14 protein-coding genes are annotated in these 16,123 nt (G+C 36.4%); all 14 read left to right on the plus strand.

Features of this window, described 5'->3' with window-relative positions; all coding sequences use genetic code 11:
- Positions 1-8: 8 nt before the first annotated feature.
- Entirely contained in the window at positions 9-2,411 is a 2,403-nt protein-coding gene (tssR, locus tag ASG21_RS05310) for a type VI secretion system protein TssR domain-containing protein (RefSeq protein WP_056076808.1), read from the plus strand.
- Positions 2,412-2,518: 107 nt separating this feature from the next.
- On the plus strand, positions 2,519-3,022 hold the full coding sequence (locus tag ASG21_RS05315; protein WP_056076810.1) for a DUF4280 domain-containing protein: 504 nt from the start codon (positions 2,519-2,521) through the stop codon (positions 3,020-3,022).
- A gap of 18 nt (positions 3,023-3,040) precedes the next feature.
- Positions 3,041-5,470 (plus strand): glycosyl hydrolase 108 family protein, encoded by a 2,430-nt coding sequence (locus ASG21_RS20410; protein WP_199767870.1) that lies wholly within the window; start codon positions 3,041-3,043, stop codon positions 5,468-5,470.
- Positions 5,471-5,473: 3 nt separating this feature from the next.
- Positions 5,474-6,358 carry a hypothetical protein gene (locus tag ASG21_RS05325; RefSeq protein ID WP_056076812.1) on the plus strand — a complete coding sequence of 295 codons (885 nt, stop codon included), beginning with the start codon at positions 5,474-5,476 and terminating at the stop codon, positions 6,356-6,358.
- Positions 6,359-6,524: 166 nt separating this feature from the next.
- Positions 6,525-6,755, plus strand: a complete 231-nt coding sequence (locus ASG21_RS05330) for a hypothetical protein (RefSeq protein ID WP_056076814.1) — start codon at positions 6,525-6,527, stop codon at positions 6,753-6,755.
- A gap of 8 nt (positions 6,756-6,763) precedes the next feature.
- Entirely contained in the window at positions 6,764-7,957 is a 1,194-nt protein-coding gene (locus ASG21_RS05335; protein WP_056076816.1) for a hypothetical protein, read from the plus strand.
- 247 nt (positions 7,958-8,204) lie between these two features.
- Positions 8,205-8,993, plus strand: coding sequence for a hypothetical protein (locus tag ASG21_RS05340; RefSeq protein ID WP_056076817.1), 789 nt, complete (start codon positions 8,205-8,207; stop codon positions 8,991-8,993).
- A gap of 7 nt (positions 8,994-9,000) precedes the next feature.
- Positions 9,001-9,501, plus strand: a complete 501-nt coding sequence (locus ASG21_RS05345; protein ID WP_128414215.1) for a hypothetical protein — start codon at positions 9,001-9,003, stop codon at positions 9,499-9,501.
- A gap of 63 nt (positions 9,502-9,564) precedes the next feature.
- Positions 9,565-10,512 carry a hypothetical protein gene (locus ASG21_RS05350; RefSeq protein ID WP_056076821.1) on the plus strand — a complete coding sequence of 316 codons (948 nt, stop codon included), beginning with the start codon at positions 9,565-9,567 and terminating at the stop codon, positions 10,510-10,512.
- Positions 10,513-10,685: 173 nt separating this feature from the next.
- A complete protein-coding gene (gene tssD / locus ASG21_RS05355) occupies positions 10,686-11,090 on the plus strand; it encodes a type VI secretion system tube protein TssD (protein WP_056076823.1) in 405 nt (134 codons plus the stop codon).
- A gap of 243 nt (positions 11,091-11,333) precedes the next feature.
- Positions 11,334-11,738 carry a type VI secretion system tube protein TssD gene (gene tssD / locus ASG21_RS05360; RefSeq protein WP_056076825.1) on the plus strand — a complete coding sequence of 135 codons (405 nt, stop codon included), beginning with the start codon at positions 11,334-11,336 and terminating at the stop codon, positions 11,736-11,738.
- A 186-nt stretch (positions 11,739-11,924) separates the two neighbouring features.
- Positions 11,925-14,135 carry a phage baseplate assembly protein V gene (locus tag ASG21_RS05365; protein ID WP_056076826.1) on the plus strand — a complete coding sequence of 737 codons (2,211 nt, stop codon included), beginning with the start codon at positions 11,925-11,927 and terminating at the stop codon, positions 14,133-14,135.
- Positions 14,136-14,141: 6 nt separating this feature from the next.
- Positions 14,142-14,948 carry a hypothetical protein gene (locus ASG21_RS05370; protein ID WP_056076828.1) on the plus strand — a complete coding sequence of 269 codons (807 nt, stop codon included), beginning with the start codon at positions 14,142-14,144 and terminating at the stop codon, positions 14,946-14,948.
- A 4-nt stretch (positions 14,949-14,952) separates the two neighbouring features.
- A partial coding sequence (locus tag ASG21_RS05375) for a polymorphic toxin-type HINT domain-containing protein (RefSeq protein ID WP_128414318.1) occupies positions 14,953-16,123 on the plus strand: 1,171 nt, incomplete at its 3' end.

Consider the following 16,123-nt stretch of genomic DNA (forward strand, 5'->3'; position numbering starts at 1 on the left):
TCATTAAGATGAAAAATAAACTTCCTCTTGCCGCATGTTACGCGGGTTTAGGTATACTGCTCACATCGTGCAATGTAAAACTTCCCTCTGCAAAAACTCCCGATCCCGAAAGATATGGTCAGGTTGACAATAATCCTGTAGTGAATGGTTTTCCTAAAAAATCAGTCCCTTGGATTGTTATTTCAGACCGTTCAAGAAATACGGCTTACATTGATAAAAATGATGAAAAGTCTTATAAAGATGTAAAGTTTCTGGAGCCATTGATGGTTCTGAAAAAGCGAAACGGAATGCTTAAAGTCGCAGAATACAATTCTGACGCACTCATGACTAAAAAGGTAGCTCCCAAATCGGTAAAAACCTACGGCTGGATTCCTGAGTCTGAACTTCTTCTCTGGACTTCTTCACTCAAAAGCGAAAAAACAGGATATCCCGTAAAGGTAGCAGTACTGCCGAGCAACAGCGAAGTGATTCTTGCATCTGAAAGGTATTATAAGAATGATTCCATTCTGGTTTTCAATTCTCCGGCGCTTACTGAGGCAGCAAATGTTAAAATTCCAAACGGACAGATTGTTTATGTATATAAGCAGGCAGAAAATAACAAAAGATTTCTTGTCGGAAAAAAACCTTCTCTGGAAATAGACAGCATTAGCAGTGGTCTCTACGGATGGGTGGCATCTAACGTGATTTCATCGTGGGGTGAAAGATCTGCAGTAAAAATGAAAAATACAGCTGGTGTAAAAGAATCAGCTTTGGGAATACATGAGGGAGCTCCAGGCGTAAATACGACCGAAAACAGAACAGCTGTTTTGCTTACAGATGTCAACAAAAGACCTCCGCTTGAAAATATTTTCCCGGTAAACTTAACTTTAAGCGGTACCGAAACACCTCAATACAAAACAAAATATTTCACCAATATTCTAGATTACAGCAAAAATTATGTGTATAATGTTTTAGGTGAACCTATTTACTTCGACCGTTATAAAGAAATCACAGAAAAAAGCAAAAAACTCAACATCGTTTTTGTGCTGGATGTAAGTCCTTCCAATGCGTCATATGCTCCGATTGTGAAATCGCTATTGCAGGATCTTCAGTTGAGATTTGAAAAATCATCTTATTTCAATGAAGTAAAATACGCTGCAGTTTTGTATAAAAACAATTCATGTGGTGATAATGTTGCTCCTTCTGTTCTTGCAGCAGATTACAATATCATTACAAAGTTTATCGAAGATAAAATGAATGAAATGAATTGTCCGGGAAGCAATACCAATCAGCCACTTGCAGAAGGCCTTGCAGCTGCTGGAAATATGCTGTCCTCGGTTCCCGATGAGACCAATCTTGTTGTTACAATCGGTTCTTCAGCGAGCCGTAGCGGCAATATGTATGATGTTATCAATTCTTTAACTCAGGCTCAGGCCCGTCTTATCATGTTCCAGAGCAATGCAAGATCGGCAGATACTTATAATGATTTTGTTCTGATGTCTGAGAATATTGTAACCAATACTGCTAAAAATTCAGCTGAGCTTAAAAAGCAGAAAATTGTTGACCAAAAAGATGTTTTAACCAAAAATAATTTTAATCTCGTTGAAGGTGATGAAGGATTTTATTCATTAGACTTTCCGAAACAGAGCATGTCTCAGGGATTTGTGATTTTTCCTAAAAAAGGAGATGTAGCAGCGCCAGGATTTTTAAAGAAATCTGTAGACAGCCTTATTGCACAGGTTAGTCTGGATAACGAAATTATTGATGAGTCTCTTCATAAAAATTTCCATTCTTCTGTAGGAGCAGGACATACTGATGTAGATTTTAAATACAAATATTTATATCCGGGACTAACAAACCCTGTACCTTACGGAATCGCAGCTCAGCTCATCAATTATGGAAACCCGTTTTTGGCGAAAGGGTATATTCCAAAGGAATTAAGAGATTACAAACAGGGCCTGGAAAAAGGAATTTTAATTTCAGACAAGGAATATGATCAATTGAAAAACTTCTATCAGGAAGTTTATGAAAATACAGGAGCAGCACGTACAGATTTTAAACAGTCGAGAGCCATAAAGGAATATATAAAACTGCTCAAAAAATACAATCCAACCCTTGAATTTGCGAAAGATGTTGACATCAATGAGCAGCCAATGGCTTATGCAGTAGGAATTTCTACAGGATTTGACCTTACTGAAGAGGAAATAATGGCGAAGTATAAACTTAAAGCGTGGAGGAAATCTGATATTATTGATCCTGCTACAGCAAAAACTTATTTCAAGCATTATAAAGATCTTTCAGACAGAATGCTTGCGAACAGAAATAATCCTGCAGTGAAAATTCAGCATAATGGGCAGACTTTTTACTGGTTGAATGAATATTTTACGCCAACAATGCTTCCAACAGCAGAGCCAAAATATAGTAAGCACTGAAAATTGTATCTGATTCAATAATAATATGTTAAAACGGAAATTTTTGTTTCCGTTTTTTTTATGTTAAATAACTTTTATTTATCTTTGAGTACCAAATTTCGCAAAATATGTCTACTCAATCATCATCCCATGATGGCAAACATTTCGTTGTCCAGAAGGGAACATGTCAGTGTGACCAGGGAGATCTTTTCCCGCAACATATCGTAAGTGTACACCAAAAACATTATTGGAATGACTCTGCGGGTGAAGCTGATTATCTTGCTGTTACAGAAGACGATCTTCAGTTTAATCCTTCAGGACCGAGTTTCGGCAAATGTAAATTAAAGCCAAGCTCAGGCGGATATCTACCCTGTGCCTATGCTCCGGCAGGAAAATGGCAGAAAACCTATGATAAAGTTTTGGTTATGGGTAAGAAAGCAGTCACCGAAATTTCTGAATTACAATGCACTACAGGAGGGAAAATAACCATTAAAGACCACGGACAGCGGGGCGAAATGAGTAAAACTAATGTGAAAAATGCTGATGCAAAAAAAACACAGCACATCAATCCTTTGGTGGATATGAATGACTATAAAGAAACTGTTTCTGAAAGTGAAATAGACGCTTACTAATCAAAATCTCTATTCACCATGTCAAAAAAAGGAGTTTCAAAAATTGCAGGAAATGCTTCACCAAAAGTTGGAGAAGCTACTACTTATACAATTGCAGATTGGTATCCCGCAACCCCACAAAATCAAAGGAATGCCGCTCATGTCACCTGGGAACTGTTTAAAAAAAGAGAAAACGGCAGATTTACCACCACGAATATTAAGAAGACCGGTGTGGGAACATTCACATTCGGCGAAGTCGCACACCGTCATACTTTCAGAATTGAAGCTTATCTGCATGAACCGGAAGGAAGTGGTGCTACAACTCTGGAAATCAATCCGCAACCAGCAGCCATTCCGAGAATCAGTAGAGTTGAACTGAAATATGTGGACGATACGCCCGGAACTGTTTTCAGTTACACCGAGAAACTGATTGCAAGTGCTCAAACTACAAATCTGGGAGGTCAGAAACTGAAGTTCAGTCTTTGGGAAGATGATGCGGATAATGAAGGTCATAATTCTCAAAATCTTCTGATTGAATCTAAAGAGGCAACTGTGAACAGGGAAGGAACAGCTACTGCAGAGTTTATGCTTACAAGAGCTTTAATGCAAAAAGCCATGCAGGGTGAAACTGATCCCCGGCAACTGGAGTTTTATGTGACTGTAGAATATTTTTCACACAGAAAACATGCTACGGATAATATTCATATCAATAATCCTCAGGGTACGCCGCCAAGACCACACCCAAGACCAACAACTAATAATCAACCTTCACAACCAACTCATAATGGAAATACTCCGCCACGGGCTCAGAATTCTCCTGCAGCCGAAAAACCACAATCCCAAAAAGAAGAAATGGGAATTATGGCTAACGTACGCAACTGGTGGAATAACCTTGAACTTTGGGACTGGGCCGAAGCAAGAGGAATTATTGAACCTCAGAAACCTGCAACAACTACTGCAAATGGCGGAAGAACAGTAAGTATAGTAAATCAACCCCCTGCAGGTCAGCAGAATTGTGGAGAGAGATATTGTATTAAGATAGGTGATAAAAATGAACTAATCAGAGAAATTAATATCAGACTTGCTGGTTTTGGGGGTAATATTCCTACTGATGAGTTTACCGAACGGACAGAAAAAATGATCAAGCAGTTCCAAAAAGATTATATGAAAGTTCCTGAAACAGGTAAAGTATGTGGAAATGTGTTGCTGGCTATCGATGATTTCACGACAAAATGGACAGAAAATATCAGCAATTATTTATGCTTATGCAAAAATGAAAGAGCTATTACAAATAAATGTTCAGGATTTGGGAAGGGACGATACAATGGAGAGTATTCCAATAGAAATCACATAGAAAGATATCATAAATACGAAAGACCGGGAATTCACCGAAGTTTACTGTGGGGAGTGAGTGCCCTGAAATTCTATTTGAGCACACAGGCTGTGTATAAATATTATGGCATCACAGCAGGATACAGATGTTGGGAACACAATACACTTAAGGGTAGAACCAGCACAAACCATATGGGTAAAGCTGTTGATCTGCAATTTTCAAAAAATGGTAGAGCAATTACCGGGAAAAGTCAATCCAACGTTGCTTTGTTAGTAGAACTTAGAGATAATTTTTTTACAAAATACCTCAACAGCAAATATCAGTGGGTAGATGGACAAAACAATTACTCACTTGAACCTTTTGGTCTCGGATCGGGGCAGACCTGGAGCTGGATTCACATGGACGTAAGAGAATTTCAAAATACGTATTTAGATGATAAGTATTTTGTAAAGACACAGGAAAATGTAAGAGGAAAAAGTATTGTAGAGTTGGCAATAGAATCAGGATTTCAAAATACATGCAACTGTCTTAAAGGATTTAGCGCTCCTGTAAAACCTGCTGAAACAAAGGCGGAAGCAGGAAATTGTGAGGATAAATTTGCCAAGGTAGCGCCAATTATCTTACGACATGAAGGAGGTTTTGTGGATCATAAGGCAGATAAAGGAGGTGCTACCAATAAAGGAATAACATTTGCCACATGGCAAAGGTATGCAAAGGAAGATTTAAATATTGAACCTACATTGGATAATCTCAAAGCTATTACCGATGAGCAGGCTACAAAAATTTACAGAAAGAGATATTGGGAACCTAAAGGTTTCTGCAGAGTTGAAGATGAAAGAGTCAGCCTCATGATTTATGATTGGACGATTACTTCCGGTGGTGCAGCAAAACAGGTTCAGAGATTGCTAAAAAATGAATTTGCTCAGGATATAGATGATGACGGAAACATAGGCTCATTAACAATTGATGCCATTAATAATGTGGAAGATCAGGATAAGTTACTGCAACGAATAGCCGAAATCAGAAAACAATATTATACCGATCTCACTTTTACAGACGGTAAAAAGAACAGTCAACAGGTTTTCTTACAGGGATGGCTGAATCGTGTGGATGATTGTTTAGAATTTAAACCATAAATTATGAAAAAACTATTAGCCGTAATTTTAATTACACTTTTAAGTTGCACAGAAAATACGAAAGCTTCAAAAATACAGACTACTCCGGCGGAGGAGAAATTGGAGGCTCAGGTACACGAAAATAAAAATATATCGGGAAATTGGATTTTTACGGAAAAATCGCAAAACTCTGATATTCCAACACTTCAGTTTACGGTTGCAATTAAGCAGGATGGAGAAGATATAAGCGGTCAGTATTGTGCAATAGCTAACAGTGGAGCAAAAATAGATTGTGAAAATGAGACCAGATACAATTTGAAAGGTAAACTGATTAATGGAAAGTTTACCGGAACTTTCTACAGTTTTTTCGGATCTTCAAAAGATCAGGGTAAATTTGAAATCTCAGTAATTGACAATAGTACGATCAGCTGGAAGGTACTTGTGTCTCCGAAAGGAGAGTTTTATGCTCCTGAACTGTGCAAACTGAAACGGGAAAAATCTGCGGTTTCATCTGCAGATACGAAAAAAAATTTTCCATTATCTTATACAGGGCTGGACAATTTAAATTGGGTAGAAAGTAATAAGTATGCAAATTATAATTACACATACAATCTCCCGGATTATAAAAACTCGTCGGTTATTCTTGCGAAAAACGACTTGAGTGATGATCCTTTCTACACTCTTTTTACTTTAGATAAAAATACAAGGATAATTGACTCTCTTAAAATATGCTACACAGAAGACGGATATCCTGAGAATGATAAAAGATATTTTTTTGATTTTGTAATTAATTCTGATTATACGATTACAATCAGTAAATCTGAAAGGAAGGATTATAACAATATAAAGATATGGGATTCAAAATATAAAATTTCAGATAAAGGAATTTTTGTGAAATATGCAAAATAAAGACATTTCGCTAATCCCCGAAATAAATCCTTTATCATAACCCCTCTTCGGTAAATACCCAAATATCCTCGCCACATAACTCTCTTTCAGCCGAAAAACCACAATCCCAAAAAGAGGAAAAGGGAATTGCAGATTCTGTACGGGACTGGTGGAATAATCTGGAACTGTGGGATTGGGGGGAAGCCTATCAGGTGAAGTTCCCGGAATTGAAAAAACAGAATTTACGGGAACAATTGAAAATGGTCTTGTGAAGATACCGATTCATTTGAGACAGAAAACGGCGGAAGAACTTACACAATGGAAAGATAAATTAACCAAGGTCAGAGAGGATGGAACGTTTACGTATAAATTTGGAGGCCCGAACGTGGTTGCAAATGATGATGATAAAAAAGATTAGCTACTAATATGAATTTTAAATTTTTATATCTCACTATAGCAACAATTTTCATCATATCCTGCAATGAAAATAAGACTTCAGCTCAGAATATAAAAAAAAATAGAAGTAATAATTTGTGGAGTAAAATTCCCGAAAATCAAAAGATTGAAAAAAGAGAATTTCTCAATTTTGATAATGATGAGAATGATGAAATGATCATTACTACTACGGATAAAAATGAAAAATTATACTATGAATACTGGTTCAAAAATAAAGATCTGGTATATAAGTTTGATTATCCCTGGACTTCAATAAATTACAAATGGCTTGTTGATTTAGATAATGACGGGAAAAAAGAGATTGTAAGAGCAACTGGTTATGAAGATGGTGTAGATTATGTTATTTACAAAATTATAGGTAAAGAACAAGTTGCTCAAATATATGTCAATCCTGCATTTGTTGATACAGAAAATGAGGATAAAATGTTTTGGGCGTATCCTAAAGATATTAAAAATGTTTTACTTGACAGTCAATATTCTTTGACGGTATCATTAAACAATAGTTATCAGAGAGAAGACAATCATACAATTCCAGAAAATCAAAAAGAATTACCATTTCTCTTTTTTAAAGGTGAAAGCACCCAACCCGATTTTGTTTTAAAGAAGCTTAATCCCATAAAAAAAATGAACCTTTCTGATCTGATATCAGCAGTGAAAAAAGAAACTGCATCAGCGGGAAAGATACCAAGTTCGTTTTTACAGAAATTTGATTATGATATAGATGGAGACGGAATAATGGATAAGATAGAAATATTTAGAAATGAGGGTGAAAAAAATACTTTTGATCAGGAGCATTTTGGTTTACCTTTCAAAATTTATAGAGGAACATCTAAGGGATTTGAAGTCTGGACGGAAAATAAAAATATTATTCCGCCAATGGATGGCAATTGTATTTCCGAAGGTTTTGGGAACATAATTTTTAAAGATAATTTTTTCACAATAGAATCACAAACCTGTTACGATAACAACGTTGTTGTTAATGCTTATATATCATTTGTAGTAAAAAATGATGAAATCTTGTTGCACAAATATGGAGAAACTTACTTTGATAAAGCAAATCACAAAAGAAAAATACCTGATCGGATTTGGACTGCAAAAGATTTCGGTAGAATACTTTTTGATAAAGTTACAGCTGATTTTTTACAAAAACTGAAATTTAAATAACAAGCTTGCTGAAATGGTTATTTCTAAAGATGCAGGTTATTAAAAGATCATCATTTTACCTTTATTATATCTTGTCATTGGATGTAAGAAAAATAGTAATTTGGAAGTAAAAGATATAAATGAAAGAGACTCCGTAAAGAACCAAAACCTCAAAAAACAATTAATAATTCAAAAAAGTTATATGATACTTTTGTACTTAGATAGAATTTCAGTGATGCAATAAAATGATAAAATTTAAAAGACCTACATGAAATTTATCCTGATAATATTTTTTACACTTTTGGTATTGAGTTGCCAGAAAACACCTGATAAAACAGAAATTCCAAATGCTGTAAAAAAGATAGAAAATTTTGATACTAAAAACGATGTAAACGAAGAATCTGTTGTAGATTGTGAAGGGTTTTTTAAAAAAATTACACGTTCAAGTAATCTTGCGGCACTGAAAAATTACCAGGACATTTTTATCAGAATTGAAAATGTTTCAGATTCGAAGGTCGTTTTAGAGATCTATGTGAAAAACAGTCAGGGTGGTAGAATTACTGAAAATACGGTTGCATGGCTTCATTTTTTGCCCGGTGAGGAGAGACTTTTAGATATCACTGCTGATCCCCAAGACCCGGTAGAGTTGAGTTTTGATGAAAATATTCTGAAAAAATATAACTACAGAAAAATCTGTGGTCTGACTGAAAAAGATTCACAGACAGAAACTGCCCTCAAATCCAGCATTGAGTGTCAGGAAATTAAAGGGGTGATGATGAAAGGTGAAGAATGTTTAATTCGCAACATTTCACTGGAAGATGCTTATGATGAGATCATTAAAAAATCATTGGTTACGGATGCAGAATTTCTTCTGAAAAAACTTCCTGCAGGCAATTATTCACAGAAAATCGGTAAAAAAGGAATTGTTGAAATCACATACAGGCTCAGTCAGAATAAAATAGATATCGAAATGCTGTATGAAGGAGGAATTACAGAAATTCACCTGATGAAAAAAGATCAAAATGTAAAAAGACGGATAATCTACAATTTTGATTAAATACATTATGAAACTACACAGATTTTACCCAATATTTCTTTTGATGATTTTCAATTCCTGTGAAAAACCCAAAGCCAAAAAGCTGGAAATAACCGAAGTATCATCTTATCATGCTGCTACCGATAGTCCGGCAATAAGCTTGAAAGATTCTGCGCTTATCCGGCAAAAAACAAAATTGAGTGTAAAAAAACAATTTGACTGGTTCGGAAATTATTCCTGCAATTTTCTCAGAATGAAAGAAGAGTCCGGTGATCTCAGAGGTTGGGGAATGATTTATATTAACCTGAAACGGGAATCGGCAACATTCAAATTAGATTCCTATATCGAGCAAATTTCAGAAGAATTGATTATTCTAAATCAAAATGAATCAGAAATTATTTTGTCATTAAAAAACCAAAAAGATTATACCTTTATCATTCATAAAAAGGAAAATAAATATTTTCTGAAAAGCAATTACATCGAAAAAGTGGTAGGAGAGAAAGAAAATTATCTTTTAATAAAGAAATAAATTATAAAAAAAAGGTTCAAGATTTGTTGCCTGTTTTTACACATCAATTCTGAAAATTAAGGCATGATTATTCATTTTATTTTGCCAGGTGAGACACTGGAAAGCATTTCGAAAAACATTAAACTTGAAAATCCGGTTTATCTGAAAGAATATCACAATTCCCATTGCACGGCGTTTGATTTTATACATGAAAATTTAGTTTCGGGAAAAAAACTTCTGATTCCCAATCTTGCTAAAATTCAGTTTTACAATTCTAAAAATGATGCACCATCTAAACTTCCGGAACAAAATCCGGTAATTCGATTTAAACCTGAAAATCTTAATGTAAAATATAAAATTTCTGTCGCGCAGAGTTCAGAGGTTGATGGCAAAAAAACAGATTCAGAGTTTTCTTATGTTGTTGAATTGATCTGGAAAGAAAAAATCGGGAATTCTCATCACTTTTCTTTTACAAAAACCGAAATAAAAGACCGTTCGCAGACAAAAATGTCAACGATCGCAACCGCTTGTATCGAATCTCTGAATCCTCTGGAAATAGTGGTTTCAGAAGAGGGAGTTTTGTTGGATGTAAGACTTTCTGAAAAAATAAGAAAAAATTTTTCCGATAAAAAAACGTTCCTGGAAGATCAGTTTCCGGATCAATATTCAAAAATTTACCTTGATAAATTTGAATGGAACGTCCTGAATTCTGAAAATTTTAAAGATAAAATGAAAACAGACTGGTTTCTGAAAACGTATTTTGCACCGTTCAGAAGAAAATTTACAAACGGAATTTCAAAGTATCACATTGTATTGCAGGATGAACCTGTCAACATCATTCAGAAAGGTTTCCAGAATGAAAATATCATTATTCACGCTGAAATGGCTGATCCAATTCCGGAGGTGAATTATATGGCAGAATATAAACTTAATTCAGAAACGGGAATCATCGAAAACTACCATTTTAAAATGCTTTCTGAGGAATTTGGAACCTCCTATTCAACAGATTTTAAAGCTCAAATGAAACTTTGAATCTCAAATTTTAAATCCTGAATTGATTGTCGTAGAACTACTACACAAAATCGTAGAACTACTACAAAATTTCAAATAATTGATTTTTAGGGTTTATTTTTTAAAATGTGGTTCTATCTTTGGAATACAAAAAACAACAGATCACAAAATATTAATTTCTAAAAATTTACATTATGGCACTTAATTCAAGAGGAATCTTAAAATTCAACGGAGGCGAAGGACAAAAATTATTAAAGCTGAACTACAGCGTATCAAGATCTACAGACGTTTCTGGTCGAGTAGCATCAGATCCTTCCAACGCATTAATCAGAGTAACTGTAGAAGCTACAGAAAAATCTGACATCCTGGAGTCTTTACTGAACGGAAAGTATAAGCCAACAACTGGTGAAATCACTTTCAACAAGTCTCATGAAGAAGGTACTTTAATTACTTTAAGCTGGGAAAACGGTTACGTTATTCAGCATGAAGTAGACTTTGACGGAACAGACGAGAACTCAATGTACATCAGTTTTGTTGTGAGTGCAGAATCCATCAACTACGGAAATTCTGCTTACACAGGTCTTTGGCCGTCAGCTTAAATAGAATCATCAGTTTTTATAGTTATTAAGGGAAGAAGGCTGCCGAATTATTCGGTGGCCTTTTTATTTTGAATGTGAAATTGCTGATAAAAACTCTTTAACAGTTTTTGTGATTTTGAGTCGTAGTTCTACTACAATTTATCAAAAATATGCTTTCTATGCTTTTATTTTGATCATATGGCTTTATCTTTGAGGTACCAACAGCAATATAAACATTATATTAATCTGAAAAAAATAATAAATATGGCACTCAATTCAAGAGGAATCTTAAAATTCAACGGAGGAGAAGGACAGAAGTTATTAAAACTGAATTACAGCGTATCAAGATCTACAGACGTTTCCGGACGTGTGGCATCAGATCCTTCTAATGCTATCATCAAAATTACTGTGGAAGCCACAGAAAAATCTGATATTCTTGAGTCTTTACTCAACGGCAAATATAAACCAACAACGGGTGAAATTACTTTCAATAAATCTCATGAAGAAGGAACATTAATTACTTTAAACTGGGAGAACGGCTACGTTATTCAGCATGAAGTTGCTTTTGAAGGCACCGATGAAAATTCAATGTATGTGAGTTTTGTAATCACTGCAGAAAAAATAAACTACGGTAATTCTGCTTACGAAGGGCTTTGGCCTTCTGTCTGAAATCGCAGAACTCAGTTACTAAAATCGAAAATCAGTAGAATAGCATGCTTACATAAGTAGGCTATTCTTTGGTTAAAGGTGGATTAAGAATAAATTGGTGTTTCAGTAAACCGTTTATTGTCTGTCAGATTATTCCAGAATCACCATTTACATCGGCATCAAAATAAATCACAAATAGAATCAGTTATGTTCAAGGACAATAAATCTACAAAAACATCAGTTCCAAAAGGCGTAGAACCCTCTTCGGCGTTGAAGAATGTGAAAGAAACTGTGACAAACCAGGCAATTGGTAAGACCAGTGAGAAACTACAGCAGGCCGGAGGTAAAGCCCATAAGGTAAGTCAGAAATTTACTCAGGCTCAGACCACGATGGCTACAGCAACTGGAGCATCAGGGATGTTTATGAATCAGCAGATTCAGCCTGAAAACAGAGCAGTTGTCAATGATAAGTTATGGTCAGATCAGCCGACATCTAAAATTTTAAATGCAGGTTCTATAGCTGCAAGTCAGATTTTAGGAATCAACAGAGTTGTAAAACTCGAAGTTGTAATTGAAGGTAAAACAATTGCCCATTTCAAACATTTTACCCTACAGCAAAGTGCAGTGAAACATCATCACTTCAGTCTTACGCTTGCTCATGACAGTTTAGGAAATGTAGAGAACTATCAGCTTGAGGAAGCACAAAATTTTTTGGGCAAAAGACTTACAGTAATTTTTAAGTATAAAGATGTAGAAGGCGGTCCTGAAAGAAATTTTGTAGGAGTAATCACAGAAGTTGGTTTCAGTCAGGAAAAAGGCAGTCTGGGAAATGTGGTGTTGAAGGGTTACAGTCCGACAGTGCTTTTGGACGCCGCTCCGCATATACAGAGTTTTGGTGGCGCACAGGCAATCAGTCTAAACAGGATTGCTGACCAGGTGATTAAAGAAGCCTTTAGCTCAAATAAATTTGACTTCAGAGTTGACGCTCAGTACGGAGATATTTCCTACAGTTCACAGTACGAAGAAACGCATTACAATTACCTTGCAAGAATAGCTGAAGCCTATGGTGAGCAGTTTTTCTACGATGGTGAAGTGCTTCATTTCGGTAAACTTCCACCTCAGGAACAACCCGTAAAACTTATTTATGGCAGCAGCGTTACCGACGTGAGCATTAAAATGAAAGCCCAGCATGTAAATCCTTCATTTTATGGATACAACAGCAGCAAAAATGAAAAACTGACGACAGGAAATTCTAACATCTCACATGCTTCGGATATCGCAAAGAGAGCGTATGATATTTCGCAAAAAACTTTTACCACACCTTCTCTCAGAGTGGCTCCGATAAAAGCAGCATCTTTTACAGATATTGATGCTTCCCAAAAAGGAACAGCAGGAAGCAAGGCATCCGATGTATTCATAACCTCGGGTACTACCACAGTTCCGTTTCTATATCCTGGCTGTGCCGCTGATATAGAAATGCGTAAAAACGACAGCAACGAAACCACTTACTTTACCAAATTACTGATTACCGATGTTAGCCACGAGGTAGATGCAAGAGGTTATTACACAGGTGCTTTCGAAGCTATCGCAGCCGACAGCGGGTACATACCGAGACCTGAATTTGAAAGTCCTAAAGCAGAAGCTCAGTTTGCCAAAGTAATTTCCAATACAGATCCTATGAACCAGGGAAGAGTTCAGATTCAGTTTGACTGGCAAAGCGGCTCCGATACTTCAGAGTTTATCAGAGTGATGACTCCTGACGCCGGAGGAAGTGATAAGGTAAGTAAAAACAGAGGATTCATGGCGATCCCTGAAGTGGGAGATCAGGTAGTTGTAAATTTTGTTCATCAGCATCCTGACAGACCTTTCGTGATGGGCGGAATGTTTCATGGCGGAGTTGGCGGTGGCGGTGGCGCAGGGAATAATATTAAAAGTTTGAGCAGCCGAAGCGGAAACAAACTGGAACTGGATGATGGTGCAGGTTCAGTTTTCCTTACAGATCAGGGCGGTGCCAATATGAAATTTGACGGTGCTGGAAATGCGACAACGAATACAAATAATGATAAAACTGTAACTGTAGGAAATAATAATTCTGTTAATGTTGCGAATGACAATACCTTAAAAGCTGGAAATACAAGCATGATTGATGTGGGTGGAAATTCTGTTCTTCAAATGGATAAATCAGGAAAGGTTTCGCTGACTGCAAGTACAGAATTTAAAATTATTGTAGGTGCCAGCACCATTGTTATTGACAAAACAGGTAAAATTACAATTAATGGTAAGGAAATTAAAGTAGATGCAACGCAGTCGATCAATCTTTCCGCAACTAATGAAACGACAGTCGGAGGGAAAAATGTAAAAGTAACAGGAAGTACTGAGGTGCAGATTAACGGAAGTAAAGTCAATATTAATAAGTAAATTCTGATGGAAGTAGGAAAAGCATATTTATATAACACAGATATTAGTGGAAAAACTAAAGTTCACAGTTTAGACAGTAATTATAAAATTAATATTAAAACTTCAGTTACTTACAAAGGAAAAGATCCTAATGAAGATTATCACATTTTTGAAATTACCGAAAACGAATATAATCTTGAAATGTACGAAGATCCATTAATCGTACAAATTGCTGAAATGACCAATAAAGTATGCAGTATCTACAGCACCCTTGAAGTGGGCGTTAACAGGAAAGGTGAGATTGCAAAGATTTATAATGGTGAAATGATTCGTGATAAATGGAAAGAAGTAAAAGACTGGCTTACCAATGCTCATCCAATCGAGGCCTACGAAATAATCAGAGCCAAAGAGTATGAGCTCACCAATGAAGAAATGGAAATCAAAAGCATAAGATACATCCACTTTCTGTACCAGTTCTTCTATATTTTTGGGAAAGAGCCCCTTGCCGAAGGCAGTAAAAGCTACCAGAAAAGAGAAGATATGGACAGATTTGGAGCCGGCGTTGTCATTCCCGTAAACATTTCGGTTAATGAAAAACTGAATGAGCAGCAGATGAGCGAATGGAATGTTGATGGCATGATGATCAGAGATGATAAAATGATCCGAAGGTTACGGGAGTTTGCAAAAGACAGTTACATGCATCCCGATTACAAAGTAAAAGGAAAGTACTTATATGATGACAGAATCTTGCTGAAGTCTGATTTTACAATCACAGAACAGCTTGGCGAGTTCTTCTATTATCATTGTTATATGGATACGAAATTAGAATTCTAACAGTATGGCAGACGAACAATATCTTACCGAAAAACACTACGTTGTCTGTGACAAAGGTATGTCTCCTAAAAAGATGAAGGTCACAAGCCAGGATTTCGTTACGTTCAGTGGTGATAAAGCAGCCACAGAGTTGGATACCCTGAAAGGAAACAACTTTATCTGTCTTGGCAAAACAGCATTTATTGCAGGAGCAGTTGCGGGAATAGCGGTCGGAATCTGTGCAATGATTCCCGGTCCGGGATGGCTGGTTGCGGCAATTATTGCAGCAGCTATCTTAGCAGCAGTTGCGATAGGAGCTCTGAAATGTAAAGCAGCAGCAGCCACAAGAGTTTGGACAGAAACAGCCAAGCAATTTTCAATACAGGATAAAAAAGCGCTGACATTATCGTCAATCATGATGTGCCCTGCAGAAGGAGGAATGATTACACCAAAAGAAACTGCATGGGAAGCTTGGGGAAGTGCTGCACTTACCAATCTTGGTCACGTAGCCAATTTCGCTTTCGGATTTCTTGCCGGTCGTGGAGCTGTAGGAATGGTGGGAGGTGCCGCTGGAGCCACCACAGCAGCCGGAGTAACGGGAGCACGACAAACTGCTATGACTTTCGGGCGTGAATTTGGTAAACAGTTTGCCAATACGGCAAGAAAAGAATTAATTGAGCAGTTTACTTTTAAAGGTTTTAAAAATGCCTCACTCTTCTGTAAAACCATGCGTGGACTGGGAATTGGAGGAGCATACTATGAGCAGTACAACATTTGGAGCAGCGATAAAAGCGCCATTGAAAAATTACAGGAGAGTGGAGTAAGTCTTATATTAGGAATTTTTGCAGCAAAAGGTGCAACATTGGTATGCTTTCCTGCAGGAACAAAAGTTCATACCCAAAATGGATTAGCCAATATTGAAGATTTATATGAGGGAGATTTTGTACTTACCTATAATGAAGGAAATAAAAAGCAGGAATACAAACCAATTTTAGTAAAACACGAAAGATTTACCAAACAAATGCTCTCTTTGGAGTTACCTACGGGAGAGTTTGTACGTGTCACTCCCGAGCACCGTTTCTTCTGCAATGATGAATGGATAGAAGCGGGAAACCTGAAAGCAGGAGATTTGCTACATTTAAAAGGTGGAGATTATACTACGATTATCAGCATAGAAACCTTGCCCCATTACGAAA

The organism is Chryseobacterium sp. Leaf394, assembly GCF_001424105.1.
In the GTDB taxonomy this organism is placed as follows: domain Bacteria; phylum Bacteroidota; class Bacteroidia; order Flavobacteriales; family Weeksellaceae; genus Chryseobacterium.

Excerpts from the sequence above, each read along its gene's own strand:
- tssR (WP_056076808.1), top strand. The coding sequence starts at position 9 with ATGAAAAATAAACTTCCTCTTGCCGCATGTTACGCGGGTTTAGGTATA.
- ASG21_RS05315 (WP_056076810.1), top strand. The coding sequence starts at position 2,519 with ATGTCTACTCAATCATCATCCCATGATGGCAAACATTTCGTTGTCCAG.
- ASG21_RS20410 (WP_199767870.1), top strand. The coding sequence starts at position 3,041 with ATGTCAAAAAAAGGAGTTTCAAAAATTGCAGGAAATGCTTCACCAAAA.
- ASG21_RS05325 (WP_056076812.1), top strand. The coding sequence starts at position 5,474 with ATGAAAAAACTATTAGCCGTAATTTTAATTACACTTTTAAGTTGCACA.
- ASG21_RS05335 (WP_056076816.1), top strand. The coding sequence starts at position 6,764 with ATGAATTTTAAATTTTTATATCTCACTATAGCAACAATTTTCATCATA.
- ASG21_RS05340 (WP_056076817.1), top strand. The coding sequence starts at position 8,205 with ATGAAATTTATCCTGATAATATTTTTTACACTTTTGGTATTGAGTTGC.
- ASG21_RS05345 (WP_128414215.1), top strand. The coding sequence starts at position 9,001 with ATGAAACTACACAGATTTTACCCAATATTTCTTTTGATGATTTTCAAT.
- ASG21_RS05350 (WP_056076821.1), top strand. The coding sequence starts at position 9,565 with ATGATTATTCATTTTATTTTGCCAGGTGAGACACTGGAAAGCATTTCG.
- tssD (WP_056076823.1), top strand. The coding sequence starts at position 10,686 with ATGGCACTTAATTCAAGAGGAATCTTAAAATTCAACGGAGGCGAAGGA.
- tssD (WP_056076825.1), top strand. The coding sequence starts at position 11,334 with ATGGCACTCAATTCAAGAGGAATCTTAAAATTCAACGGAGGAGAAGGA.
- ASG21_RS05365 (WP_056076826.1), top strand. The coding sequence starts at position 11,925 with ATGTTCAAGGACAATAAATCTACAAAAACATCAGTTCCAAAAGGCGTA.
- ASG21_RS05370 (WP_056076828.1), top strand. The coding sequence starts at position 14,142 with ATGGAAGTAGGAAAAGCATATTTATATAACACAGATATTAGTGGAAAA.